Here is a 22,859-nt window from a genome sequence, read left to right on the forward strand (position 1 = left end):
GGTGTTGTGATGGATCATGAAGCGCTGATCAAGCAATGGATAATGAGTGATCCTGATCGCATGGCGGCGCTGACTATCGCGGCTGCGCAGAAGTTGCCGGGTTGGTGTCTCGCTGCTGGGTTCGTTAGAAATTTGGTGTGGGACAAGCTGCATGGCTTTGCAGCGAGTACGCCATTGAACGACATTGATTTAATTTACTTCGATGCGAACGACGTAAGTGATTTTCGTGATCGTGAGATTCAGCAAAGGTTAATGGGTGTCTCAACCTTTCCCTGGTCAGTAAAGAACCAAGCAAGAATGCACGAGCGCAATGGCGATTATCCGTATACGTCAACCGAAGATGCCATGAGTTTCTGGGTAGAAGTAGAAACTGCTGTAGGCGCTGCGTTGGATGATAGCGGAGAGGTAATAATTGTGGCTCCTTTTGGCGTTGAGCCACTGTTTGGCTACACCATTACATTAAATCCAAAACGGCCAAAACGAACGGACTTTGAAGCTCGGATATACAACAAGCGGTGGCTTCAAACTTGGCCAAAGTTGGTAGTAAATGTTTAACACCAGCTAATTTAATGAGTGTTGAACTGTGCGCGGTGTAACGCATGGCTAGCAGTGGTGGCTTTACTCTTAACTGTTGGCAAATAGCAGACTTAGATTCTAAGGACGTCCTCAAATGAACATTGGCATCTATATCTATGACCAGGCAGAAGTACTAGATTTCTCGGGCCCTTTTGAAGTTTTTACCACGGCCAGTCGCGTCAGTGATGAAGACGCGCCGTTTTCAGTATTTTTAATTGCTGAAAAAGACGGCCCAGTAACTGCCCGGGCGGGATACCAGGTGTTGCCAAATGCCACCATCGATAATCACCCGCCTATCGATGTATTGATTATTGTCGGTGGTGTGCACACGGGTGAAATGGCAAACGAAAAGGTAAAGGCCTGGATTGCACATCAAGCAGCCATAGTGCAGCAGGTGGCCACAGTGTGCACCGGTATCTTCCTAGTTGCTAATGCTCAACCTAGCCTGAAAGGCAGAGTAACTACCCATTGGGACGACCAGCGTGATTTGCGAACTCAGTTTCCGCAGCTTGATGTGGTGGAGGACGTGCGCTGGGTAGACGATGGCGGTGTCATTAGTTCAGGTGGCATCTCTGCGGGGATCGATATGTGCTTACACTTGGTCGCCAAGTTACGCAGCCCCGAGCTTGCGGAGAAAACAGCGCGACAAATGGAATATCGCTGGAATCGCTAGGATTACGCTTTCTGCATGCAGGTCACAGTGATTGCCACCCGAATGTTATTGCAATCTGTGGTGGTGCTGTTTTGTGCTCAATCCCGTGCTAGTTGGAGTACAGGGGAAGCTTGCTACCGAATTAGGAATGACTGTAATGGACTATTTTCAAGAGGGAACCGGTGAATACTTAGTACTGGTTCATGGGGCGCTCACCGATGGTGCTATGTGGCTTCCTCATATTGAATACCTGAAAGGTGACTATGAGGTGGTTTCTGTTACTTTGAGGCACTTTGGTAAACCTTGCTCAGGTGGTTTTGGCCTCAACACGCATGCCAATGATTTAGCTGAACTACTGTCGAGCTTGGCGAAAGATAAACCCATTAATATTGTTGGTTGGTCTTACGGGGCGGATGTCATCATTAATATGCTGGTGACACATGACTTAGCGTTGTCCAACGTGTTCCTGTACGAGCCTGGTTATCCAGGCTGTTTACAAGGAGAGAAAATGGATGCTTGGCAGTCGGATGCCAACGCCATGTTTAGTCCGGTTTTTGAAAATTTTCATGCTGGAAATATGCAATTAGCGGTTGAGCACCTAATTGACGGTTCAGGCAATAGAAAAGGTTATTTTTCTACTCAGGACGAAAGTATCCAAGCGTTGCAGATATCTAAAGCGTACACGTTAACCCATCAACTGAATCAACAAGAGCAGCCAGCCATAAACGCTGAGTTGGTCTCCAAAATCAGTGCTCCAATCGTTATAGGTTATGGGGCGGAAACGCGTGATATGTTTAGGCTTGTTGCCCAACAAACCGCTCATTTATTAGCCAACTCTGTGATTAACGAAGTTGCTGGCGAGGGGCATATGTTGCCCCAAGAAAGTCCCGAAAAGTTCTCTACACACATTAAGTTGGCACTTGGTCATGGTTTGTAAATTACGGGGATGTTTATGAAGTGTTCTGTCTATATAGCAACAAGTGCTGACGGATATATTGCGACCCCAGACGGGGGCGTTGACTGGCTTCATACCGCTGGCAACTTAGAGGCAGATATGCGTGAGAACCCCGACATGGGCTTTCAGAGATTTATTGACTCCGTTGATTGTATGGTGATGGGGCGTAAGTGCATGGACGTTATTTCGAGTATGAATTTAGCGCCTGACCAATGGCCCTATGGTGACCTTCATATTGTCGTGCTTAGCCATTCAATCAGCGAGCCTCCTGAAAACCTGCAAGGCAAGGTAGAAATGTACGCTGGTGAGGTTCAGGACTTAATGTCTGACCTAGAAAGTAAAGGGTTTGAACATGCCTATATAGATGGTGGTTCAACCATAACCTCGTTTCTCAATCTTGGGCTTATTGATGAAATGACCATTACGAAAGCACCGGTGCTTTTAGGTGGCGGTATAGCTCTTTTTGGAAGCCTTAACAAACCGATTAGGCTTGAAGAAGCCGAAGCGATCGCATTCCCAAACAATTTTATTCAAACGAAGTACAAGGTAAGTTGATTTTCAAGGCTGCCTAAGCAGTACCGCAGCAATAGAGGCTTTGGGTATCCTGCACAGGGAGGAAGTAGTGCAAATTTGTGAAACGGAGCGTCTGGTTATACGAACGTTGTCCTTAAACGATGTTCCCGAATTGACCAAGATCCTCAGTGATCCTGACGTCATGAAGCACTCGATCCGAGGCGTTTGTGATGAAGCCGCAACGCGGCGATTTATCGACTGGTGTTTGGAGTGCTATGCGTCTCACCGTATTGGGCCGTGGGCTTTGATTGAGAAGGGAACAGATAAGCTTGTTGGCTTTTGCGGTGTTAGCCCCGAAGAGGTTAATAGTGTAGAAGAAATCGGGCTGGGTTATCGGCTGGCTAAACAATACTGGGGCATGGGCTTGGCGACTGAAGCAGTGCAAGCGGTACTCAGTGTGGCATTTAGCCAGAAGCAACTCGCTTCCGTGGTGGTTATTATCGAGCTTGATAATGGTGCATCACTCAAGGTCGCAGAGAAGGCCGGATTTAGTCAGTTTGATACTATCGAATTCCACAGTCGCCCAGTGAGGTTGCACCGGTTAGCGCAGCAGCAATGGTATGCATTACAAAGCAATGCTGTGAACGTGACTAGTGTTTGATGGTTATACCCGGATACTGAGAACTGGAAGTGCTAGCGCTAGCGAGCCATGCATAAGGAGGCTGGCCACATGGCCTTTTATAAGCCGCTAGGTAGCTAAAAACCCAGCGGCTATCTTAACGTCGGGTATTGACTCAATTAGACGTACTTCTTGCCCGTATCTTTCATACTCATTGCGTAAATAATAAACATGATGAGTGAACCCATCACGAAACACCATACGCCTACGATTGCATAGCTCGAAAAAATAGGCAGAAATAAAAGACTGCCAAAGAAAAAACATAAACTGGATAAGAGACCCAGAAGATTGGGGAGCTGTTGACGCTGTTTCGTCACACTGTTCATTTCATTTACCCATCTGAAATTTTATTGTCAAGTAGCTAAGATGGCTTAGATACGGATGTCCGGTGCAAACTGAAAGCCCACCGATATCCGATTCCAGCTGTTGATTTGAACAATAATCGCAGTTAGGTCAATTAGCCCCTGCTCACCAAAGGCAGTTAACGCGTTTTGATAGGTGTCGTCGCTGATGGAGGGCTGTTGGCTGATGAGTGTGAGTGCTTCGGCCCAGGCGAGTGCGGCACGTTCTTGTGTGCTAAAGCAGGAGGCTTCCCGCCAGGCCGGTAACACGTCTAGGCGAACTTGATGCTCGCCGTCGTCTCTGGCCTCTTGGGAATGCATGTGTTGGCAAAAGCAGCAGTGATTTATTTGCGAAACACGCAGGTTGACTAAGTGAACGATGGTGCGATTAAGCGTTGAATCTTCCGCAACGTTGCCTAATGCAATCAGGTTTTTAGCTAGGCGTGGGACAAGGCGATACACAGACTGCTGAGAGAGACGAGTCGACATATGAGTGACCTCGGTGAGTAAGTTGAGGGCTCAGCTTAACGTCGAGGCTTTTTTACGCCTTGTAAATTTGCGACAGTTTACGCTTGCGATAGGCGGCGGGCGTTTCATAGGCGAGTGATTGAAAGGCATGAGTGAAGTGAGCTTGGTCATAGTAGCCGCATTGTAGGGCTATTTCCGCTAGGGGCAGCGTGGTTTCAAGTAGCCTATGACGGGCGCGGTCTAGTCGGGCATAGGCGACTAATTGGCCTGGCGTAACGCCCACCTCGCGCTTTAATTTGCGTTCCAGGGTGCGCCTAGTCACCCCGAGTGTGGCGCCTAACTGTTGGGGAGGATGCTTTAGTTCCCCAATCGCTTGAACAATCCTGAGGGTGCGGCTATTGACGAGTGACTGGCTCTTTAGCCGGTGTAACAACCATGTTTCTAACAGGCGTAAACCCTGCTGTGCGTTCAGGCGGTAGAGGTGCTCCGCTACGGGCATTAACCCTTGTAACGCCGGTGTTTCAAGCTCGTTATCTAAGCGCTGCGGTTTATCTGCGAATGCTTCGGGTAGCAAGCCTAACAGGCAGTGAACGCCTGTTGCTTTAAAGCGAATCCCCAGACAGGGAGTTTGGGCGTCGAGTGTTTCTATTAGCGTTCGCCTGTTAAAACAGAGCGTAATGATGGGGTGAGAGCTAGCTAGCTTGATACTGAGACTAGCGCCAGCATCGGGATAAAATTTTTCGGTTCTGGGGCCAGTAACATCCCCTGAGCCACCCATTGACCAAAGGCACTGTACCCACGGGGCTAAACGCTTATCAGGTAGGCGATGCCGAAAATTGAGGTAGTTAGCGTGGCTTGGCAGGATAAGATCGGTCATGGGGTCAACCCGCAATATGTTTTCCTAATGGTAGCTCGTATTGGCTTAATCCAGCAGCTTTTGAGAACTGGCGCGGCGCCATACACTCGGTGGTACTTTCTCATGGCGAGCCCAGATACGCCTTAGCTGCCGTTCATCACCGAAACCGGCTGCTTCGGCCACCCTTGCCAGCGTCCATGGCGTCTCGGTCATTAACGTTTTAGCGCGTTGCAGGCGCAACCCGATAATGTAGTCTCCCACCAGCATGCCGGTGAGACTTTTGAATCGGCGCCGGAAATGGCGCTCACTCATGGCTGCTTGAGTGGCTAATGTTTCAATACGCCAGGTTTGCGAGGGGGCGGCACATATTGCATCTTGAACGCGATGCAGCCGTTCATCCACATGATTGCGGCCCTCAAGCCAGGCTCCCAACTGGGGCTCCTGTCCACTGCGGCGCAGATATAGCACCATCTCTCGCGCCACCGCTAGCGCTAATGAATGACCGCAAGCGCGGGTAAGCCAGTAGAGCATGGTATCTATACCGGTTGAAATCCCAGCGCTGGTTAAATAGCGGCCATCTTCAATAAAAATACAATCGCTTTGCACCTTGGCCTTTGGCGCTTTGGTCTGTAACTGCTCGATTAATGTGTGATGCGTGGTGCAGCGTCGCCCCTCCAGCAAGCCTGCGTCAGCTAGTAACAGCGTTCCAGAGCAAACTGTCATCAGTGTGTCCGCATAGCATGCGTTTGCCTTAAGCCAACTAACACACTCTTGCTGCGCCAATGGCTCAACGCTATTGCGATACTGTCCTGGAATTAGCAGTAGGTGTTGAGGCGGCAGCTGTTCGGGTAACGGGTCAATGCCACTAAGCGTCAGCGGTCCTAACCACGGCATAGCGGTCTTTGGGCCGACATAGCAAACCTCAACATCTATTGACAGTCGGTCGGCACACTGCAAGACCTGAAGAGGCCCGACCAAGTCAAGCGGCACTTGGCCAGGCATCATCAATACCGCAATCCGCAAGGTGCTGGCTCTTTTGGAGAGCAGTTGACTGTTTTGTTGCTCTTCACTCACGCGTGTTTTGCCACTCATTGATTAAGTCTTGTGTGCTGATAATACGCGCAAAACGGTCTTCAAGTACCAGTTCGGTACGTGCCTTAATATCATTGGCTGACCATGTAATGCCGTTACGCGTCATAGGGAACGTTAGCGTTGCATCGCTGACAAAATCAACGCTAAAGCCTAAATCTGACGCTACCCGGGTGGTTGTCTCGCAGCATTGTTCTGTGCGAATACCGCTAATCGCAAGTTGCGTAATGTCGCGTTCGCGTAACCAATTTTCAAGCTCAGTATCGCTGAATGCATTATGAACACGCTTATGGAAGGTCACCGCCGCTTCATCGTCAAAACCATCAAGCGGGCGAATTAAGCCATTAGCGGGGTCAAAAGCGCCTTGGCTACCGGGTGCTTCATGAAAAATGCGCACAACAGGTATGTTATTTGCCTGCGCCGCGTCTAACACTGCTCGTTGCTTGGGGCGCCATGCTTGCGCCAGAGATTCTACCCAATAATCGCGGGCGGGGAAGGAGGCTTGAATGTCAATTAATAGCAGAGCGGTTTTAGACTGGGTCATGGCTAATCTCATCGTGTTGAAGTGAGGCTACAGATTAGCTATTCCCATTTCAGCCAACGATACCTTGCGCGGTCTAAAAGCGGTCAATTTCGGCCAAGTATTGGCTGGTGGCGGGAAGTGTCGGCAAGAAGTGAAAAGCCACCTTGCCGATATCGAAAGCTGTAAAATGATCACCCAGTGGTACGCTATCAAAGGCTATAATAGCGTGATTATGGTGGAATACCGCTACCGTGACTTTTAGCTATCAAGCTGGCTTCCATGGTTTTTATCGAAGATACCTAGATAAGTCGGCTTGTTGGTTGATTTTGATGTTTGTTTTAATGAAAGGAAGGTGGCTGGTAATGATTAACACCAAAATATATAAAGCGGTTTATGAACTAGCCGAACGGCTAATGAAAGCCGCGGCTAAAGATGACAGAGAGGCGTTTGATCCGCTCTATGCCGAGTTGCAGGTGATTTGCACCGATAACGAAAACACCGATAAAGACCACCCAGAGCAGTGGGAAACCTTGGCTGACTTTACCGAAGAGTTAGAGGATGCGCTGCCGATTTACCAAAAGGCGCTTGAGAAAGCCATTGCTAAGAACTCGAAAGACCATATGGCCTCTATCGGTTTTTCCATGGCAACGTTGCAAGTACAGTTAGGTCAAACGGATGACGCCATCGAAAGATTGCAACATGCGAAAGCCAGCGCCGATGGCATTGAAGATGATGAGCTGAAAGCAGAAATCGATCAGCTGCTTGAAACGCTAACGACCAACTAGGAAGCCTATTTTGACGAATAATGATATTTTTCGCCGCATCCGCTACACCTTTGATTTAAAAGACAGCACCATCGTGGATATCTTCTCACTGGCTGACGTCAGTGTGAGTCAAGCGCAGGTCACTGCTTGGCTGAAAAAAGACGAAGATGACGCTTTTGTCACGATGAAAAATAGAGAGTTGGCGGCGTTTCTGAATGGGTTTATCAGCTTTAAACGTGGCAAGCGTGAAGGCCCGCAGCCTGCGCCTGAAGCACAACTAAACAATAATATGGTGTTCCAGAAGCTGCGCATTGCACTGAATTTAAAAGCAGACGATATCTTGGCAGTGTTTGAACTGGTGGGCTTACCGCTGAGCCACCATGAACTCAGCGCCTTTTTCCGTAAGCCAAGCCATAAAAATTACCGTGAGTGTAAAGATCAAATGCTGCGTAATTTCTTACTCGGTATTCAACGCCAGCTACGGCCTGGCTCGAACGACACAGGTTCTGAGTCTTAAGTTCAGCGCTTTACACCACGCTTTATGTCACACGGTAACGGTAGGAGAGGTAGTACAAGGCCTCCCTGCCTTATCGACGCTAACGCTTCACGCAGACGAAAATCGCATTGCCTGAAAGGTTATCCCAAGGGGTAATGGTCTGATAGTTGTGCTCAAATACATGCACCTCAAAATAAGGCGCCAGTAGGGCGGTTAATTCCGTAAAGCTGACCGCTACCATCGGATGCTCGTCGTTCCAGACTTGCGTGGCGCCTGCGTTGGTTTTTTCAATACTCAGCCTAAGCGATTGCTTTTCGCCGTGCCCGCCGTAGTGCCAACCCGAGCGGAACGTGAAGATATTGTCATCTTGTCTGGCGCTGTGTTTAACGCATAAATCGTTATTGATTTTGTTTTTATCGACCACGTTAAAATAGAAAACGCCGCCCTGTGTTAGTGCGCGATAGGCGCTGGAAATACACCCTTTTAGCTTTTCAATCCCATCGTTGTAGTGGATCGAGTACAAAAAGCAGGTGATCAAATCGAGGGGGGCGCTGGCTTCGAACGCACTCATATCTTGCCGTGAAAAAAGCGCTTCTGGGCAACGCTTGGCGGCGATATCCAGCATGGGTTGGTTAATATCAAGACCACTGCTGAGATAACCAAAATCAATAAAATGGCGGACATGAGGGCCCGTGCCACAGGCTAAATCAAGGTGCGCATGCCCGCCGTTGCCGAAAATCTGATGGAGTCGACGAATGGCGTTGCTTTGCGCTTGATAGTCGATATCGACGCACATCAAATCGTAGTAGCCAGATAGATCGGTATAGAGTGCGTTGGCGGACAGATTGGCGGACATAGTAGCCTAATGGTGGGCGCTAAAATATTGGGGTGGCGCATAGTAAACGAGCGGGCAAGGTTTTAGAAGCGAGGGGAATATTGTTGTTAAAGAAATTCGGTCATTGTCCGATAATCACTTAAGATTTAAAAGCCAATAAGCCGCCACAAGAGTCAGCCATGCCCAAATCACCTGCTTACCTTCTCGCTGCGATACTGCTTAGCCTAGTCACCTATGCTCAGGCGTCTGCTAATACGGCAGAAGCTGCGGCGCTAGCGTGGTTAGAATCAATTGATAATGGTGAGGTTGAACAAGCTTGGGAGAGTTCATCGCCGCTACTAAAAACGCCGCTATCGCCTAGCATGCTTAGACGTATCATTGAGTTAGCACGCAATGAGTTTGGCGCGGTTGAATCACGTCGGAAAGTGCAAGTCTCTCACTACCAATCTATGCCGGGTGCGCCAGATGGCGACTACATGGTTTTTATCTTCCATACTCGGTTTGAAAATAAAGCGAGAGGAATAGAAACCGTAACACCTCATCTTGAAGATGGTGAGTGGCGAGTCAGTGGTTATTATGTGCAATAGCCCTGTGTAATAGCTCTGTGTAGTGCTTCTTTGTAATAGGTTTTTGTAAATGACTGATGCCGTAACCAATACGAATCAAGGTGGTGCTGCTATGCCTAGTATTGCTAATACGCCCGAGCCGCCTTACTACGCGGTTATTTTTACCTCACAACGCACCGAGATCGATAATGGCTATGACGCAATGGCGACAAGAATGGTTGAACTTGCAGCACAGCAGCCGGGATTCTTGGGTGTAGAGTCTGCCCGAAATGAAGTGGGAGTGACGGTGTCATACTGGGCTGATTTGGCCTCAATAAAAGCGTGGAAAGCCCACGCTGAGCATCAGGAAGCTCAGCGACTAGGCCATCAGCAGTGGTACCAGCATTTTAAGGCGCGCATTGCCAAAGTCGAACGAGATTATGGTATTTAAACTATCAACGCAGCCTAGGCAGGCTTTTTGCTGATTAAGTTTAAGAGGCTAACCTTAGGGCAAAGCCAATAATGAGTGTTCCAAATACCCAGCGTTGCAGGGTTTGCCTTTTTTGATGGCTGGCAAACCAGCGTTGCATCCGCGCTCCCAAGCAGGCATATAGCGCATCGTACACAAGCCCCACGCCCACTAGCACAGCCCCCAATAGAGTAAATTGGAGCGCAACGTCACCCTGTTGGGTGTGAACGAACTGGGGTAATAACACCGAACAAAACAGCAGCGATTTCGGGTTCAGCAGGTTCGTTAAAAGACCCCGTCTCCAGGCTAGGTAATAGCTACCGGTGAGCGATGCTTGCGGGTGGTTAGTATCGGTGCTCCGTTTAGTACGAATCAGCTGTACGCCCACCCAAATCAAGTAGGTAGCACCGAGATAACGAACAGCATCAAAAAGCCACGGAGCGGCGACAAATAGGGCGGCCAGGCCCAAACCGGCTAACGCCACATGCAGCCCTCGGGCGATGGCTAGCCCTAGCGCTGTGGCTAATCCATGCCCACGGCCCAGCGTACTGCTGGTATGTAGCACCAACAGCATATCTGGGCCTGGAATCAGGTAAACAATGGCTAATGCACTAATAAAAAGACCGATTTCCATGGCCGCTCCCTCAAGATTGCACGTAGTGACTTCATAAAGGGCATGGTACCGTTAAACTGATGAGTGATTTCTTGCCATTTGCGCTCATGGAACATCAGTTATTGGTATTTTGTGCCAACTAAGAGTGGAGAAATGCTTACTTATGCCAAGTGGTCAGTTAGATGCTACCGACCGACGCATTCTTGCGTTGCTACAGGGGGATGCTCGCTTAACCAATGTGGAGCTCGCAGAGAAAGTAAATTTGTCGCCGTCTCCCTGTTTACGCCGAGTGCGACGCTTGGAAGCAAGCGGCATTATTCGTGGCTACCACGCGGAGCTTGATCGTCGAAGCGTCGGGCTGGAGTTAACGGTGTTTGTGGGCATTAAGGTAGAACGCCACCATGAAGAGCAAGCTAATGCCTTTCGAGAAGCCGTGGTTAAACTGCCGGAAGTGGTCACTGCGCATTTGGTGTCTGGTGAATCGGATTTTCTGCTACAGGTGGTAGTGCCTAGCTTGGCTGCGTACGAGGCGTTTTTAACGGGGACGTTGCTGCGCTTACCTGGAGTGAGCGATATTCGCAGCAACTTTGCTATTCAGCCGGTGAAAGAGTACGGCACATTACCGCTGGATAATAGCGATAAGGCCTAGTCTGGCAGTTGAGGAATGAAGAAGGCCTACGGTTTAGCGATTAATGCGATATTACTAACCCAGCCAGCGACTGTAATCCGACGACTACCACCAGAACCACCATGCCTAGCGCTAGGCTGGTTTTAAGCGCGTGACGCTTCCACATAAGTTCTACGCGGTTGCCAAAGCGGTGTACCAGCCAAGCAAGGCCGAAATAGCGAAGCCCACGGGCTAGTAGGGCAGCCAGCACAAATAACATAATCGGATAGCCGGAAAGCCCGGCGGTAATCATTGCCACCTGAAACGGGATCGGCAGTATGCCAATAGCCAAAATCGCTGCAAAACCGTACTGCTCGAAGAATGTTTGGAACGACTGATAACTCTGCTCCATACCCATAAATTCGATAAACCATGTGCCTATGGATTGGTACAGCACCATGCCGACGGCATAGCCCACAATGGAAGCTATCAGGCAGCCAAGGGTCGTCGCGGTGGCCATTGCCCAAATGCGCTGCTGGTTAATCGCCATGAGCGGGATCAAGACCAGTTCAATGGGAATTGGCAAAATAATGGTTTCTAAAAAAGACAGGGTGCCGAGTAACCACAGCATGTTTTTCGAGCCATTAATACGCTCAAACCACTGTTTAGTCCGTGTTGTTGAAAGCATCTTATGTCTCTACATTTCAGTATTAATGCGACGATAGACGGCCGCTAAAAGGCTGTAGAGACCAAACGCAAAGAGTCCAAGTGCGACAAAGGCAAGCAACCACTGACCGAAAGGTTGGCTTCGCAGCGTGCTGAACACTTCTCCCATACCACCTGCTTGATTAGGGTTAATTTGGTAGGCTGCGATGATAAAAAAGCTGCCCACGATCACGAAGACGAGACCGCGAATCACTAAGCCGAATCGACAGATGGGGTAGGCCCATTGTTGAGTTTGTGGTGGCATCGCAAAGTGTTTATCGAATTTTGCTTTGTAGCCTTTGATTGCATGGGCAATACCAACACCTATCAAAATTAAACCAACCCCGCCAACTAACCATCGCCCGAAAGGCTGCTGCATCAGCCAACCTGCTACGCCTTGCGAGCCGCCGCTGGAATCCCCAGAAGAGCCTGCAAATTGGAAGATGAGCGTTGCGGCAAAAAATGCCAGAAGAATATGCGTAATGGCACTCGCTAATAAACCTGCGCGAATAGTTAAGCTTTTAGCACCATTACCATGATGGTCGGTGTCTTTGACAGCTTGGATTGTGCGCCACATAGCGTAGCCGACCAAACCGACAGCAATAAGACCTAGCATGATTTTACCAAAGGGAGCAGTTAACACTCTTTCTAGAGCACCGCGGCTGCCTTCCGTTTGGCCGCCTTGTTCAAAGGCTGCCAGGGTGGCTAGGCCTCCCACTAATACATAAACGATGCCGCGAGAAGCGTAGCCCATTCGGGCGAAAAGGGTAATCACATCACGATGATCTGGGTTATTCATTCGATTGGCCATGGTGTCCTCCTGACGTTTATGGCATTGCGAATTCCTACGCAATCTGGCTTATATAGAGCTTGTCTGGCGGCCCATACTGTGCGTGCGTTGTGCTATTGTCTAGCGTAGGCCAAGCCATCAGGCTATTCGCTATTTTTTGATGATGCGAGCAGAAGATGAGCCATAAGTCTCCAAGTGCTAAGTCTTTACATGCTAAGTCTCTACAGGCTGGGTCTCTACAGGCTGGGTCTCCACGTGTTGGGTCGCCGCCTGTTTTTTGGCGCGACTCACGTCTGCCTTATGTCGAACTGCGTAAAATCAGTGATGCGAGGCAAGTGTGCTACGCCCCTCATAGCCATGTTCACTGGTCGGTAGGGGCTATTACCTCAGGCAGCAGTACGTTTTTCTATCGGGAATCGACTTACCCGATTAGCGCCGGTGACTTGGTTATGATGAACCCCGACTGGGTGCATGCCTGTAACCCCATCGAGAACGAACCTTGGGCATATTTGATGCTCTATGTGGATGCGCAATGGCTAGCGGATTTACGCTATCAAATAGGCACGCTTGGTTCCCCAACCTGGAGTGATATCGATACGGCGGTGGTCTCACAGCCAGCGCTTTATGCCCACTATTGTGAAATGGCGGCTTGTTTATTAGATAAGCAATGCACTCTCTCTATGAAGCACGCGTCGGTTACCGGGTTTCTTACCGCATTGATGCTGGCATTAGCGCACGAGACAACCGTCTCTAGGCCGCAGCCGCCGGAAGGCTTGCAGGCTGCGGCTGCCTATTGTGACGTGAATGCGGCTTTTGATGTGTCATTGGAAACGCTATGTCAGTTAACCGGCTATAGCGCTGGCCATCTTATCCGTGCGTTTAAGCAGCACTATGGGCTTACCCCTCATGCTTATCTGATTAATCGCCGTGTTCAGCTTGGCCAGCGGGCGCTTAGGCAGGGGGAGTCGATCGTTAATGCGGCTTTATTAGCCGGCTTTAACGACCAACCCCACTTCCAGAGAACATTTAAGCGGTTAGTGGCGGCAACACCCAACCAGTATCGCTATCCGCTACTCAAACAGCAGGAAAATAGCGCTGGCAGCTAGGCCAGCAGCCAGCGTGCGGTTAATGGTAAGCAGAACGAACGGACGGTGAATATAGCGTCTAAGAAAAGCGCCTGCATAAACCCAGCTGGCCAATGATAACCAACAAATGGGTAGGTAGAGAGCAGCGAACAGCCATAGCTGGAAGGGGTCATTACTGCTGGTGTAAGCCCCAATGCCAGCGGCAGACGCCAGCCACGCCTTAGGGTTTAACCACTGCATCAGCGCGCCGGTCATAAAGCCCGGTGGCTTATCTGTACTCTGGCTGCGCACAGAGCCATCATGTTGGCAAAGCTGATAGCTTAAGTAAAGTAAGAAAAGTAGCCCCGCCCAGCGTAATATTTCCTCCAGCAGTGGCACTACGTTTAGCAGTGAGTAGAGCCCCGCGCCAATCGCCAGGAAAAGCACTAGAAACCCCAGGGTCGCCCCCGTGACAAAAATAAGCCCTTTGGCAATAGGGTAGTGGGTGCCGCTACTCAGGCAAACAAGGTTGACGGGACCTGGGGAAATAGACGCGGCAAGGGCAAATGCTGACATCGGTAACAGTAGTGAAACGCTCATGGTTGTCCTCCTAGACAGAATCAAGAGCTTGCAAGAGCGCGAGAAAAGAGTATTGAACAAAATTGAGATGCCACGATATTGCGCAAGATTCGGGTAGGCCGGATGACACGGTCTGGTTAAGCTTGTCCTATGTTCAGAGAGCCCTGTGCTTTTCCTCGTTTAGCTCCGGTGAGAACGTCTTTATGAATGACTATGCCCGTATCGAAAAAGCGATGTCCTACATGGTGGCCAATGCCGCTAGCCAGCCAAGTTTGGAAACGGTGGCGGCTCAGGTGCATTTGAGTGCTTACCATTTCCAGCGGCTGTTTTGTCGTTATGCGGGTATCAGTCCTAAGCGTTTTTTACAGGCGCTGACCTTGGAGCGGGGCAAACAACTGATCGCATCGTCAGAAAGTCTTACCAACACCGTGCATGCGCTAGGACTAAGCGGTGGCTCGCGGCTTTATGATCACTTTGTGCAGCTAGAAGCGGTCACGCCGGGTGAATTTAAGCGCCAAGGGGAGGGGGTTGAGATTGCCTATGGCGTGCACCCTACACCTTTCGGCGAGATATTGGTGGCGATGACGCCGAGAGGAATTTGTCGGATGGCCTTTGTGGCATCTACCAGCCAGGAAGCGTTGCTGGCAGAACTCGTAAAACAGTGGCCACGCAGTACGCTATGCCATCGCCCTGATGCCACCCGTTATGCGGTAGAGGCACTGTTTACAACATCTGCAGAAACGACCACAAAAGCGACATCTGCCACGCTATCGCTCCACGTGAGCGGTACTAATTTCCAGATTGCTGTATGGCGCGCGCTGCTCACTATTCCTGAAGGGCAGTTGGCGAGCTACTCGCAAATTGCCCAGGCACTTGGCATGCCGAAATCATCTCGAGCAGTCGGAAATGCGGTGGGTGCTAACCCTATTGCACTGTTGATTCCTTGCCATCGAGTGATTCAGCAAAGTGGTGCGCTAGGCGGCTATCGCTGGGGGATTGAAACCAAGCAACAGGTCCAGGCCTGGGAAGCGGCGCAGCATTCTCCTCAGCTTGAGCCGCATTAGCCCTGACTTAGTGTCCAAATACCGACCAGCCGGTCTCTTGAACAAACATTTCCAGGGCGCGTGTACCCAGTAGGCTATTGCCGTATTTATCCAACCCCGGTGACCATACGGCAAGCGAACCACGCCCAGGTGCAATAGCCAAAATTCCACCGCCAACGCCACTTTTGCCGGGCAGGCCAACGCGGAACGCAAACTCACCCGACGCATCGTAGTGGCCGCACATCATCATCAATGAATTAATCCGTCGCGCTCGTTGGGGCGATACCACGCGTAAATCACTTGGCTGATTGACGCCGTCCGATGCCAAAAACAGTCCGGCGTGAGCAAGCTGTTCACAGCTCATGGCAATTGCGCACTGGTGAAAGTAGGTGCCGAGCACTTTATCGACATCATGGCGTAGGCGACCAAAGGCTTTCATAAAATGAGCCAGAGAAGCGTTGCGGTCTTTGTGCTGCATTTCGGAAGCCGCTACCTGATGGTCAAAACAGATACTGTTATCGTCGGCGATATAGCGCACAAAGCTAAGAATTTCCGCCAGTGTCTCTTTAGGCTCGTGACCCATCATGATGGCATCAACAACCGCAATTGCCCCGGCATTTATAAACGGATTACGTGGTTTACCGCTTTCATGCTCAAGCTGCACTATAGAGTTGAACGGGTCGCCAGAAGGCTCACGCCCGACCCGCGACCACAATCCATCCCCCCATTTGCCCAACGCAATGGTTAGCGTAAAAACTTTGGAAATGCTCTGGATTGAGAACGGTGTGGTGGCGCAGCCCGCAGAAAAGCGTTGGCCGTCTACCGTAGCTAAGCTGATAGCGAATTGGCTGGAATCCACATGGGCAAGCTGGGGAATATAGTCAGCGACATTTCCGCGCTCGGTTTCAAGGGCAAGCTCGGCGGCAATTTTATTGAGTAACTCTTGCATGTAATACGAATTCGTTTGGCAGCGTGAGGCGCTACCCTAGCGGAAACGAGCAGGCTTGTCTGCTGGCGGTTGATACCGAAATGCCATGGCCTATGCACGTTGTTGAGAGGTCTTGTCCGTTGCTAACTAGCTGTTCGGCGGCTACAGTTCGGCTACTTTCAGCAAGAGCCGACGGGCATGACCACATTAATGATTCAGGGCACCACCTCGGATGCGGGCAAAAGCACGGTGGTTGCTGGGCTTTGTCGCGTGTTAAAGCGCCGTGGTATCTCAGTCGCGCCATTTAAACCGCAAAACATGGCACTCAATAGTGCGGTCACTAGCGACGGCGGTGAAATTGGCCGCTCCACTGCGTTACAAGCGCAGGCGGCGGGTGTGGTTCCCCATAGTGATATGAATCCGGTGCTATTAAAGCCGGAGACGGATCGCGGAGCCCAAGTGATTTTACGCGGTAAAGTGCATGGCCACATGGATGCACTGGATTACCAAGCGTTTAAGCGCACGGCGAAAGAGAGCGTCATGGCGGCATGGCAGGCCCTGGAAAGCCGCTTTGATATGATCATTGCCGAAGGCGCGGGCAGTCCGGCGGAAATCAATCTGCGTAAAGGCGATATCGCTAATATGGGCTTTGCCGAAGCTGCCGACTGTCCGGTTTTGTTAGTAGGCGATATTGACCGCGGCGGTGTGTTTGCTCAGCTAGTAGGAACGCTGGCGCTATTAAGCGACAGCGAGCAGGCACGCACAAAAGGATTTATTATTAACCGTTTTCGGGGCGATATTGGCCTTTTAGAACCGGGGCTTGAGTGGTTAGAAGCGCGTACTGGCAAGCCAGTTCTGGGAACCTTGCCTTACTTGCAGGGCCTACTGCTGGATGCTGAAGATAGCATTGGTCGGGTTCACGCTGAGAAAACCAATCACACCCTTAAGGTGATTGTTCCGGCGCTGCCGCGTATCAGCAATCATACGGATTTTGATCCGCTGCGCTTACACCCCCAGGTATCGCTTACCTTTGTAGGGCCAGACCAACCGATTCCACCTGCTGATGTAATGATACTGCCGGGGAGCAAAAGCACCGCCAGTGATTTAGCCTGGCTAACACGCCAGGGCTGGAGAGACGCGATTGCTCGCCATTTGCGCTACGGTGGCAGGGTGTTGGGGATTTGCGGTGGTTTTCAAATGCTGGGTGAGTGGATAGATGACCCGGACGGCTTGGAAGGCGCGCCCGGGAAGGTAGCAGGCTTGGGGTTGTTGCAGGTATCCACGAGAATGGTCGCGGGCAAGCAGTTGCGCAATGTCAGCGGCGTTATGGTCGGGCAAGAAGCGGCTGTAACGGGCTACGAAATCCACAATGGTGTGAGCAACGGGGCTGCACTCAATCGGCCGCTGTTTGATTTAGGTAGCCACGTGGATGGCGCTATCAGTATTGATGGCCAAGTGATGGGCACTTACTTGCATGGGTTGTTTGATCACCCTGAAGCCTGCCAAGCGTTGCTTACTACGTTAGGGCTAGCAAGTGCGGCACCCGTCGATTACCGTGCCCACCGCGAGCAAGCGCTTGATCGACTGGCTGATACGCTGGAAGCGCACTTGGATATTGATGCGGTGTTGGCGATGGTAGGGGCGCATTAAGCGCCCAGAATGCTGAGTGTTTATTCTTGCGGTGGGCGCTTTGCCATCAAAGTAATCTCTACGGTGCTGCCCCCGCAAATATTTGGTGACTCGGTGCAGGTGCGTGCTGGGTAGCGGCCCGGTTCAAAAAACTCCGCGTAGATACTGTCTAATGCATTGATCTGCCTTAAGTCTGCGAGATGAATGTCGACTCTAACAATATCCGCCAAGCTGCCTCCCTCTTGTTTTAACATGCGTTCAAGTTCGCGCATGACGAGGCGTGTTTCTTCTTTGACATCTCCACGAGTGGCTTTGCCGTTAGAAAGATCCATAACCGTCAGCCCTGAAATAAACACATAATGATCATCGATAACCATGTGACTACCAGGGAAACTCGGTTTGGGTAACGTGGGATCGTCGATATACTGTGGCATTGGCTCTCCTTAGCGACAAATAAGCGAGTCGCGATGGGTGCGACTCTGCTACTAGAGTGTAGTTCCTTTGGGAGCAGAGGGTGGTGCTATCGATAGCTTTGCTCTAGGCTGGCCAACTTTTAAGGTTTCCCCGTTGTTGATGTGATTTTAAATTCTCATGAGAGAGCGTAATGAAGGTAGTCCATATTAGTCAGAGCGCCCCGCGTAATGCGTGTTTGGCAACCTTGTGTGCCAAGGTATACGGTCAGCAAGCAGGGTTAACGCCGCTGGTAATTTTTACCGGCACGAAAAACGTGCTGTTTGACCAAGAGGCAGCCCGTCTGTTGGCGGGTGTCGATGGCGATGGTAAACCCCTGGCGCTAGCATTGCTGGTGTTGGATGAGGCTGGCGAGGGGATGACGGTAACCCACGCTTGCGAGTTTGTTGATGGTGCTAAAGCGCGTCTAATCAGCGAGTTAAGCCTCAAAGCCCCGCTGCGCGTTGAGGTAAGTGATGCCACCCAAGAAGCGTTCTATCAGCAGTGCGGGTTTAAGCGCTGGTTTGATGGCGAGAAGGGGCAACGTATTGGTTTAGGCGCCCGCCATCCTGCTAAGCATAGTAATGACCTGACGCCCACCTTGAGCCTTGATGAAGCGCTAATACTGCGCCGATTTAAGCATGATCCTGCTGCATTTACTGAGGCCAAAGAGGCTTTTTTGTCAGGTTTAAACAACTTTCCGGCCACGCTGTAGGCTAAAAAACAACGAACCGTTCCATTTTATGCAACGAACTTGCACGCTGGTGTCATGATGTTATCTGTTTTCCTGGGTAAAATAGCGGCAAGTTTTATCTTTAATTAAAGGGAAAAGCGTATGGCGCTAGCAATGATGGATACTAATAAACGCTATGGGATAGTCAGTCGCCTGCTTCACTGGGGGATGGCACTATTATTTGTATGGCAATTCAGCAGTGCTGCGGCGCGGGTGTTTTTCGAAGACACTCCGCTCGAATCTTTTTTATGGGGCACTCACAGCCAAGTGGGCGTGGTGCTCCTGGCGCTTGTGGTCGTGCGAGGCGTCTGGGCGTTAATCAACGCACCTCGCCGCCCGACCTCGGTTAGTGTGATGGCAACGTTGGGGCACTTGGCACTGTATGGTTTGATGATCGCAGTGCCTACGATTGCACTAATTCGCCAGTACGGTTCAGGTCGTGCGCTGGATGTATTTGGGTTTAACCTAATGCCAGGCTTTGATGGTGAAAAAATTGCCTGGATGACCGAGCTTGGCGGTTTGCTGCATGGCGAACTTGGTTGGACACTGCTGGCGCTGATTGTAGGCCATGTGGTGATGGCAATTTTGCACCGCAAATTGACCAACCATGATGTGCTTTCACGCATGACTTAGTGGGAAGCGTTAGTCGATTAGGTTTGCAAAAACAGCGCGTTCTATCGAACGCGCTGTTTTTTTTGATTAAAATTTCAGATGAGATAGTAATACTGTCCTTTTCGACGAATTGCTACTTAGCTAAATCGCGCATCGCTGTTTCCAGTCCTTCCATGGTCATGGGATACATGCGGTCATCGATAATGTCACGAATTAACTGGGTCGAGTAGGTGTACTCCCAGGCACGGGGTGGCATGGGGTTTAACCACGCCAAGCGTGGAAACGTGTCAGCCAAGCGTTTTAGCCACACGCCACCGGGTTCATCATTGAAGTGTTCTACGCTGCCACCTGAGTGAGTGACTTCGTAAGGCGACATGGCGGCATCACCGACAATCACCACCTGATAGTCCGCGCCGTAAGTGTGCAACACATCCATGGTCGGGATCCGCTCGTTACGGCGCCGCATATTGTTACGCCAAACCCCTTCGTAGAGGCAGTTGTGGAAGTAATAATGTTCCAAGTGTTTGAATTCGGAACGTGCCGCTGAGAATAACTCTTCGCAGACGCGAATATGATCATCCATTGATCCGCCGACATCTAAAAACAGCAGCACTTTAACCGCATTATGACGTTCGGGGCGCATTTGAATGTTGAGTAACCCTGCATCCCGTGCGGTTTCGCGGATAGTGCTGTCTACATCAAATTCGTCCAGCGCTCCTTGGCGGGCAAACTTGCGTAGCCGCCGTAAGGCCATTTTGATATTGCGGGTGCCCAGTTCAAGCGAGTCATCGTAATCGCGAAAACGCCGCTCGTCCCATACCTTTGTGGCGCGTCGATGGCGTGAGCCATCTTGGCCAATACGTATGCCTTCAGGGTTGTAACCATACGCTCCAAAAGGGCTGGTACCACCTGTGCCAATCCACTTGTTGCCCCCCGCATGGCGCTCTTTTTGCTCTTCCAGGCGCTTTTTAAAGGTCTCAATCAGCTCTTCAAGACCACCCAGGGATTCAATTTTGGCTTTCTCTTCGTCGCTGAGCTGTTTTTCAAATTCACGTCGCAGCCACTCATCCGGAATGAGTGCCTCAATTGCCGAATCCATGTCTTCCAGGCCTTTAAACCAGGCAGCAAAGGCGCGATCAAAGCGGTCAAAGTAGCGCTCGTCTTTGACCATGACCGTACGCGCCACTTGATAAAACGCTTCCATATCGGCAAACACGACGCCATGTTCGACCACGGCGTGCAGGTCGAGCAATTCGCGCAGAGAAACGGGCACACCGGCACGTTTGAGGGCATCAAACAGACCAATAAACATGGCTTAGCGCCCCGTACTCTTTTGGCGACGCATCATAAACGCCAGGCGCTCTAGCAGGTGAGTATCCTGCTCGTTTTTAACCAGTGCGCCCTCCATCGGCGGTAGGGCTTTGGCCGGGTCGCGGTTATACAGCGCTTCCTGGGCCAGTTCGTCGGCCATTAGTAGCTTGAGCCAATCCACCAGCTCTGAGGTAGAGGGCTTTTTCTTGAGCCCTGGGGCGTTGCGCAGATCGAAAAACACTTCCAAGGCTTCGCCGACCAGCTTGGGGGCGATATCCGGGAAGTGAACATCCACAATCGCCTGCATGGTCTCGCGGTCGGGGAACTCGATGTAATGGAAAAAGCAGCGACGTAGGAAAGCGTCGGGCAGCTCTTTTTCGTTATTTGAGGTGATCACGATAATTGGGCGCTGTTCGGCGCGAATGGTTTCGCCAGTTTCATAAACATGAAACTCCATACGATCCAGAAATACCCCCTAAATTGAGCATACTATTTATATACAATATGCCTGTATTTTTAGCTAATTATCGGCTTTACAAGTAGTGATAAATAACATATAACCATATACTATGTACTATTAGTATATAGAGCTTATTATGTACCTAAACAGCGCTGTTGTTAAAGTTAGAGCTAAGATAGACAACCACTCTGCTTCTCTTGCTATGAAGGCGATAGCGGTGAACGGCGCTATATTGAAGTCCCATCTTGAATACATGATCTACGGAAAACTGCGTGGCCGTCGCAGCGGATGGATGGACAAGTCTATTCAGGCTGTCAGGTTGTTGATTGACTATTCATATGCCAACGGGGATACATTCAAAAATCCCGCAATTATGTTTGAGACATTTGCTCAACGGCTTTTCGATGGGACTGTAGATGAAGAGGGCTTCGATCCTACAGGTCTTAGGTGGCAGCCGAGGTCTAAAGGCTCGGGTAATGAGATTATTCGCCACATTACACTTTACTCAGATTGGCTATATGATCAAAAAGATGGCGCAAGTGAGCTGCTGAACCCTAGGCGTGTCGCAACAAAATCTGAAAAATTGATGAATCTTGCTGCTTATAATAATCGTATGAATCGATCATTTTTGAAGCACACATACTCAATAGACCACAAGACAAATGAAGTTAGCAGAACCAGAGCTGTAAGCTATAGAAACGAAGTTTCTATCACAGAAGATCCCCAAAAACCGTTTGAAGAAGATAAAATATGGGACTTGCTTGGGCAGGGGTTTTTGAAGAAAGGAAAGTCTATAAATGACAGTAATGTAGAAAAATATGATCTGTCAAATATTTTAATTACAATGCTAATGCACTATGGCGGTTTAAGGGTGTCAGAGCCGTTTCATCTATATGTTGACGACATAATTCCTAATGAAGGATTACAGCAAATCCGAGTGTATCACCCTAGAGAGGGGCTAGCACCACAATGGTACCGGCACTTAACAAACAGTCCTAACTGTAATAGGAAGACCTTTCTAAAGATAAAATATGGACTTGAAGATAGAGTTACATCCAGCAAGAAGTCTTATCATGCAGGGTGGAAGAATCCTACAGTTTCTAGCGTTGGTAAATATTTTCCGGTCTTCCTCTTTGGAGATAATATACAAGATGTCTTTTATGATCTTTTTAGGTTATATGTCGAAAATCAGCGTGTGAAGCCTCTTCCAGGTAGAGAACATCCATTTTTATTCACCAATAAAATTGGAGATCCCTTAAGCATAAAATCTTTTGTGCAAAAGCATAACAAGGCAGTTAATAGAATAGGCCTTAGCCACTATCTCGAATTGGGCGGCTCGCCGCACTGCCATAGGCATGCCTACGGTCAAAGGTTAGCCGAAGCGCGAAATTTATCTTCTAATATTGACGAATATATTATTAAGGGTGCGTTACATCACCGTTCTTTAGAAAGTCAGAAAACATACACAGATCCGCACACAAAAAAAATTGCGCGAGAGTTAAAAAAAGTAGCCAGCTTAGTAGTCAGTGATAAATCAAAGAATGCAAAATTAGATTTAATAGAAGGGAATTAAC

At 49.9% G+C, this 22,859-nt stretch carries 30 protein-coding genes and 1 pseudogene; 17 read left to right on the top strand and 14 right to left on the bottom strand.

Going from position 1 to position 22,859, the window contains the following annotated elements; genetic code table 11:
* The first annotated feature begins 9 nt into the window (after positions 1-9).
* From K7H08_RS14950 to K7H08_RS14970, 5 genes are all read left to right on the top strand, one after another.
* Positions 10-555 carry a nucleotidyltransferase family protein gene (locus tag K7H08_RS14950; protein WP_198349785.1) on the top strand — a complete coding sequence of 182 codons (546 nt, stop codon included), beginning with the start codon at positions 10-12 and terminating at the stop codon, positions 553-555.
* A 115-nt stretch (positions 556-670) separates the two neighbouring features.
* Positions 671-1,249, top strand: a complete 579-nt coding sequence (locus tag K7H08_RS14955; RefSeq protein WP_231658406.1) for a DJ-1/PfpI family protein — start codon at positions 671-673, stop codon at positions 1,247-1,249.
* A 136-nt stretch (positions 1,250-1,385) separates the two neighbouring features.
* Complete coding sequence (locus tag K7H08_RS14960; RefSeq protein WP_231658407.1) at positions 1,386-2,165, top strand: alpha/beta fold hydrolase; 780 nt, start codon at positions 1,386-1,388, stop codon at positions 2,163-2,165.
* Between the two features lie 15 nt (positions 2,166-2,180).
* Positions 2,181-2,738: a dihydrofolate reductase family protein gene (locus K7H08_RS14965; RefSeq protein WP_231658408.1), complete on the top strand. Its 558-nt coding sequence runs from the start codon at positions 2,181-2,183 to the stop codon at positions 2,736-2,738.
* Between the two features lie 67 nt (positions 2,739-2,805).
* Positions 2,806-3,357 (top strand): GNAT family N-acetyltransferase, encoded by a 552-nt coding sequence (locus K7H08_RS14970; RefSeq protein WP_231658409.1) that lies wholly within the window; start codon positions 2,806-2,808, stop codon positions 3,355-3,357.
* 137 nt (positions 3,358-3,494) lie between these two features.
* Here K7H08_RS14970 and K7H08_RS14975 read toward each other — a convergent pair whose 3' ends face one another.
* The 5 genes from K7H08_RS14975 to K7H08_RS14995 are packed head-to-tail and all read right to left on the bottom strand — an operon-like array spanning position 3,495 to position 6,673.
* Entirely contained in the window at positions 3,495-3,701 is a 207-nt protein-coding gene (locus K7H08_RS14975; protein ID WP_231658410.1) for a YrhK family protein, read from the bottom strand.
* A gap of 45 nt (positions 3,702-3,746) precedes the next feature.
* Positions 3,747-4,205, bottom strand: coding sequence for a carboxymuconolactone decarboxylase family protein (locus K7H08_RS14980; RefSeq protein ID WP_231658411.1), 459 nt, complete (start codon positions 4,203-4,205; stop codon positions 3,747-3,749).
* 52 nt (positions 4,206-4,257) lie between these two features.
* Positions 4,258-5,061 carry a helix-turn-helix domain-containing protein gene (locus K7H08_RS14985; RefSeq protein ID WP_231658412.1) on the bottom strand — a complete coding sequence of 268 codons (804 nt, stop codon included), beginning with the start codon at positions 5,059-5,061 and terminating at the stop codon, positions 4,258-4,260.
* Between the two features lie 45 nt (positions 5,062-5,106).
* Positions 5,107-6,132: a GlxA family transcriptional regulator gene (locus tag K7H08_RS14990; RefSeq protein WP_231658413.1), complete on the bottom strand. Its 1,026-nt coding sequence runs from the start codon at positions 6,130-6,132 to the stop codon at positions 5,107-5,109.
* Positions 6,107-6,673: an isochorismatase family protein gene (locus K7H08_RS14995; protein ID WP_231658414.1), complete on the bottom strand. Its 567-nt coding sequence runs from the start codon at positions 6,671-6,673 to the stop codon at positions 6,107-6,109. The genes K7H08_RS14990 and K7H08_RS14995 overlap by 26 nt, the downstream gene beginning before the upstream one ends.
* A gap of 64 nt (positions 6,674-6,737) precedes the next feature.
* Between K7H08_RS14995 and K7H08_RS15000 the strand changes: the two genes are divergently transcribed.
* From K7H08_RS15000 to K7H08_RS15010, 3 genes are all read left to right on the top strand, one after another.
* Entirely contained in the window at positions 6,738-6,914 is a 177-nt protein-coding gene (locus K7H08_RS15000) for a hypothetical protein (protein ID WP_231658415.1), read from the top strand.
* A 100-nt stretch (positions 6,915-7,014) separates the two neighbouring features.
* Positions 7,015-7,437: a tetratricopeptide repeat protein gene (locus K7H08_RS15005; protein WP_231658416.1), complete on the top strand. Its 423-nt coding sequence runs from the start codon at positions 7,015-7,017 to the stop codon at positions 7,435-7,437.
* 10 nt (positions 7,438-7,447) lie between these two features.
* The gene (locus K7H08_RS15010) at positions 7,448-7,933 is read left to right on the top strand and encodes a DUF1456 family protein (protein WP_095604211.1); all 486 of its coding nucleotides are present in this window, start codon (positions 7,448-7,450) and stop codon (positions 7,931-7,933) included.
* A 79-nt stretch (positions 7,934-8,012) separates the two neighbouring features.
* Here K7H08_RS15010 and K7H08_RS15015 read toward each other — a convergent pair whose 3' ends face one another.
* The gene (locus tag K7H08_RS15015) at positions 8,013-8,756 is read right to left on the bottom strand and encodes a class I SAM-dependent DNA methyltransferase (protein WP_231658447.1); all 744 of its coding nucleotides are present in this window, start codon (positions 8,754-8,756) and stop codon (positions 8,013-8,015) included.
* 170 nt (positions 8,757-8,926) lie between these two features.
* Here K7H08_RS15015 and K7H08_RS15020 point away from each other — a divergent pair, with 170 nt between their 5' ends.
* Positions 8,927-9,334, top strand: coding sequence for a DUF4019 domain-containing protein (locus tag K7H08_RS15020; RefSeq protein WP_231658417.1), 408 nt, complete (start codon positions 8,927-8,929; stop codon positions 9,332-9,334).
* Positions 9,335-9,425: 91 nt separating this feature from the next.
* Complete coding sequence (locus K7H08_RS15025) at positions 9,426-9,743, top strand: antibiotic biosynthesis monooxygenase family protein (protein WP_038486692.1); 318 nt, start codon at positions 9,426-9,428, stop codon at positions 9,741-9,743.
* Between the two features lie 40 nt (positions 9,744-9,783).
* Here K7H08_RS15025 and K7H08_RS15030 read toward each other — a convergent pair whose 3' ends face one another.
* Complete coding sequence (locus K7H08_RS15030; protein WP_231658418.1) at positions 9,784-10,395, bottom strand: LysE family translocator; 612 nt, start codon at positions 10,393-10,395, stop codon at positions 9,784-9,786.
* A 142-nt stretch (positions 10,396-10,537) separates the two neighbouring features.
* Between K7H08_RS15030 and K7H08_RS15035 the strand changes: the two genes are divergently transcribed.
* A complete protein-coding gene (locus K7H08_RS15035; protein ID WP_038483538.1) occupies positions 10,538-11,023 on the top strand; it encodes an Lrp/AsnC family transcriptional regulator in 486 nt (161 codons plus the stop codon).
* A 40-nt stretch (positions 11,024-11,063) separates the two neighbouring features.
* Here K7H08_RS15035 and K7H08_RS15040 read toward each other — a convergent pair whose 3' ends face one another.
* Positions 11,064-11,669, bottom strand: a complete 606-nt coding sequence (locus tag K7H08_RS15040; RefSeq protein ID WP_120387088.1) for a YqaA family protein — start codon at positions 11,667-11,669, stop codon at positions 11,064-11,066.
* 9 nt (positions 11,670-11,678) lie between these two features.
* Entirely contained in the window at positions 11,679-12,497 is an 819-nt protein-coding gene (locus K7H08_RS15045; protein ID WP_009723574.1) for a DUF1206 domain-containing protein, read from the bottom strand.
* Positions 12,498-12,652: 155 nt separating this feature from the next.
* Between K7H08_RS15045 and K7H08_RS15050 the strand changes: the two genes are divergently transcribed.
* The gene (locus K7H08_RS15050) at positions 12,653-13,582 is read left to right on the top strand and encodes a helix-turn-helix domain-containing protein (protein ID WP_231658419.1); all 930 of its coding nucleotides are present in this window, start codon (positions 12,653-12,655) and stop codon (positions 13,580-13,582) included.
* Here the strand turns inward: K7H08_RS15050 and K7H08_RS15055 are convergent.
* The gene (locus K7H08_RS15055; protein ID WP_231658420.1) at positions 13,547-14,140 is read right to left on the bottom strand and encodes a LysE family translocator; all 594 of its coding nucleotides are present in this window, start codon (positions 14,138-14,140) and stop codon (positions 13,547-13,549) included. The two genes, K7H08_RS15050 and K7H08_RS15055, sit on opposite strands and share 36 nt — an antisense overlap.
* A gap of 182 nt (positions 14,141-14,322) precedes the next feature.
* On the opposite strand from K7H08_RS15055, the gene K7H08_RS15060 reads away from it, so the two are divergent.
* Positions 14,323-15,183: a bifunctional transcriptional activator/DNA repair enzyme AdaA gene (locus tag K7H08_RS15060; protein ID WP_193061682.1), complete on the top strand. Its 861-nt coding sequence runs from the start codon at positions 14,323-14,325 to the stop codon at positions 15,181-15,183.
* A 7-nt stretch (positions 15,184-15,190) separates the two neighbouring features.
* Here the strand turns inward: K7H08_RS15060 and K7H08_RS15065 are convergent, their stop codons facing one another.
* Positions 15,191-16,111: a glutaminase gene (locus tag K7H08_RS15065; RefSeq protein ID WP_231658421.1), complete on the bottom strand. Its 921-nt coding sequence runs from the start codon at positions 16,109-16,111 to the stop codon at positions 15,191-15,193.
* A 177-nt stretch (positions 16,112-16,288) separates the two neighbouring features.
* On the opposite strand from K7H08_RS15065, the gene K7H08_RS15070 reads away from it, so the two are divergent.
* Positions 16,289-17,740 (top strand): cobyric acid synthase, encoded by a 1,452-nt coding sequence (locus K7H08_RS15070; RefSeq protein ID WP_231658422.1) that lies wholly within the window; start codon positions 16,289-16,291, stop codon positions 17,738-17,740.
* Between the two features lie 20 nt (positions 17,741-17,760).
* Here the strand turns inward: K7H08_RS15070 and K7H08_RS15075 are convergent, their stop codons facing one another.
* Positions 17,761-18,153, bottom strand: coding sequence for a RidA family protein (locus K7H08_RS15075; protein ID WP_038483550.1), 393 nt, complete (start codon positions 18,151-18,153; stop codon positions 17,761-17,763).
* A gap of 170 nt (positions 18,154-18,323) precedes the next feature.
* On the opposite strand from K7H08_RS15075, the gene K7H08_RS15080 reads away from it, so the two are divergent.
* Entirely contained in the window at positions 18,324-18,884 is a 561-nt protein-coding gene (locus K7H08_RS15080) for a hypothetical protein (protein ID WP_231658423.1), read from the top strand.
* A gap of 120 nt (positions 18,885-19,004) precedes the next feature.
* Positions 19,005-19,535 carry a cytochrome b gene (locus K7H08_RS15085; protein ID WP_095604203.1) on the top strand — a complete coding sequence of 177 codons (531 nt, stop codon included), beginning with the start codon at positions 19,005-19,007 and terminating at the stop codon, positions 19,533-19,535.
* Positions 19,536-19,647: 112 nt separating this feature from the next.
* On the opposite strand, the gene K7H08_RS15090 is transcribed toward K7H08_RS15085, so the two are convergent.
* Both K7H08_RS15090 and K7H08_RS15095 read right to left on the bottom strand, forming a co-directional pair.
* Positions 19,648-20,826 (bottom strand): vWA domain-containing protein, encoded by a 1,179-nt coding sequence (locus tag K7H08_RS15090; protein WP_231658424.1) that lies wholly within the window; start codon positions 20,824-20,826, stop codon positions 19,648-19,650.
* Between the two features lie 3 nt (positions 20,827-20,829).
* Positions 20,830-21,291: pseudogene (locus tag K7H08_RS15095) on the bottom strand (AAA family ATPase); the annotation flags it as partial.
* Between the two features lie 130 nt (positions 21,292-21,421).
* Between K7H08_RS15095 and gmtY the strand changes: the two are divergent.
* Positions 21,422-22,858, top strand: a complete 1,437-nt coding sequence (gene gmtY, locus K7H08_RS15100) for a gamma-mobile-trio recombinase GmtY (RefSeq protein WP_231658425.1) — start codon at positions 21,422-21,424, stop codon at positions 22,856-22,858.
* The last annotated feature ends 1 nt before the right edge of the window (position 22,859 follow it).

It is taken from the genome of Halomonas sp. IOP_6, from assembly GCF_021151565.1.
Lineage (GTDB): Bacteria > Pseudomonadota > Gammaproteobacteria > Pseudomonadales > Halomonadaceae > Vreelandella > Vreelandella alkaliphila.

What these genes read in the sequence shown, in the direction of transcription:
- K7H08_RS14950 (WP_198349785.1), top strand. Translation starts at nt 10, where the DNA reads ATGGATCATGAAGCGCTGATCAAGCAATGGATAATGAGTGATCCTGAT.
- K7H08_RS14955 (WP_231658406.1), top strand. Translation starts at nt 671, where the DNA reads ATGAACATTGGCATCTATATCTATGACCAGGCAGAAGTACTAGATTTC.
- K7H08_RS14960 (WP_231658407.1), top strand. Translation starts at nt 1,386, where the DNA reads ATGGACTATTTTCAAGAGGGAACCGGTGAATACTTAGTACTGGTTCAT.
- K7H08_RS14965 (WP_231658408.1), top strand. Translation starts at nt 2,181, where the DNA reads ATGAAGTGTTCTGTCTATATAGCAACAAGTGCTGACGGATATATTGCG.
- K7H08_RS14975 (WP_231658410.1), bottom strand. Translation starts at nt 3,701, where the DNA reads ATGAACAGTGTGACGAAACAGCGTCAACAGCTCCCCAATCTTCTGGGT.
- K7H08_RS14980 (WP_231658411.1), bottom strand. Translation starts at nt 4,205, where the DNA reads ATGTCGACTCGTCTCTCTCAGCAGTCTGTGTATCGCCTTGTCCCACGC.
- K7H08_RS14985 (WP_231658412.1), bottom strand. Translation starts at nt 5,061, where the DNA reads ATGACCGATCTTATCCTGCCAAGCCACGCTAACTACCTCAATTTTCGG.
- K7H08_RS14990 (WP_231658413.1), bottom strand. Translation starts at nt 6,132, where the DNA reads ATGAGTGGCAAAACACGCGTGAGTGAAGAGCAACAAAACAGTCAACTG.
- K7H08_RS14995 (WP_231658414.1), bottom strand. Translation starts at nt 6,673, where the DNA reads ATGACCCAGTCTAAAACCGCTCTGCTATTAATTGACATTCAAGCCTCC.
- K7H08_RS15005 (WP_231658416.1), top strand. Translation starts at nt 7,015, where the DNA reads ATGATTAACACCAAAATATATAAAGCGGTTTATGAACTAGCCGAACGG.
- K7H08_RS15020 (WP_231658417.1), top strand. Translation starts at nt 8,927, where the DNA reads ATGCCCAAATCACCTGCTTACCTTCTCGCTGCGATACTGCTTAGCCTA.
- K7H08_RS15025 (WP_038486692.1), top strand. Translation starts at nt 9,426, where the DNA reads ATGCCTAGTATTGCTAATACGCCCGAGCCGCCTTACTACGCGGTTATT.
- K7H08_RS15030 (WP_231658418.1), bottom strand. Translation starts at nt 10,395, where the DNA reads ATGGAAATCGGTCTTTTTATTAGTGCATTAGCCATTGTTTACCTGATT.
- K7H08_RS15035 (WP_038483538.1), top strand. Translation starts at nt 10,538, where the DNA reads ATGCCAAGTGGTCAGTTAGATGCTACCGACCGACGCATTCTTGCGTTG.
- K7H08_RS15040 (WP_120387088.1), bottom strand. Translation starts at nt 11,669, where the DNA reads ATGCTTTCAACAACACGGACTAAACAGTGGTTTGAGCGTATTAATGGC.
- K7H08_RS15045 (WP_009723574.1), bottom strand. Translation starts at nt 12,497, where the DNA reads ATGGCCAATCGAATGAATAACCCAGATCATCGTGATGTGATTACCCTT.
- K7H08_RS15050 (WP_231658419.1), top strand. Translation starts at nt 12,653, where the DNA reads ATGAGCCATAAGTCTCCAAGTGCTAAGTCTTTACATGCTAAGTCTCTA.
- K7H08_RS15055 (WP_231658420.1), bottom strand. Translation starts at nt 14,140, where the DNA reads ATGAGCGTTTCACTACTGTTACCGATGTCAGCATTTGCCCTTGCCGCG.
- K7H08_RS15060 (WP_193061682.1), top strand. Translation starts at nt 14,323, where the DNA reads ATGAATGACTATGCCCGTATCGAAAAAGCGATGTCCTACATGGTGGCC.
- K7H08_RS15065 (WP_231658421.1), bottom strand. Translation starts at nt 16,111, where the DNA reads ATGCAAGAGTTACTCAATAAAATTGCCGCCGAGCTTGCCCTTGAAACC.
- K7H08_RS15070 (WP_231658422.1), top strand. Translation starts at nt 16,289, where the DNA reads ATGACCACATTAATGATTCAGGGCACCACCTCGGATGCGGGCAAAAGC.
- K7H08_RS15075 (WP_038483550.1), bottom strand. Translation starts at nt 18,153, where the DNA reads ATGCCACAGTATATCGACGATCCCACGTTACCCAAACCGAGTTTCCCT.
- K7H08_RS15080 (WP_231658423.1), top strand. Translation starts at nt 18,324, where the DNA reads ATGAAGGTAGTCCATATTAGTCAGAGCGCCCCGCGTAATGCGTGTTTG.
- K7H08_RS15085 (WP_095604203.1), top strand. Translation starts at nt 19,005, where the DNA reads ATGGCGCTAGCAATGATGGATACTAATAAACGCTATGGGATAGTCAGT.
- K7H08_RS15090 (WP_231658424.1), bottom strand. Translation starts at nt 20,826, where the DNA reads ATGTTTATTGGTCTGTTTGATGCCCTCAAACGTGCCGGTGTGCCCGTT.
- gmtY (WP_231658425.1), top strand. Translation starts at nt 21,422, where the DNA reads ATGTACCTAAACAGCGCTGTTGTTAAAGTTAGAGCTAAGATAGACAAC.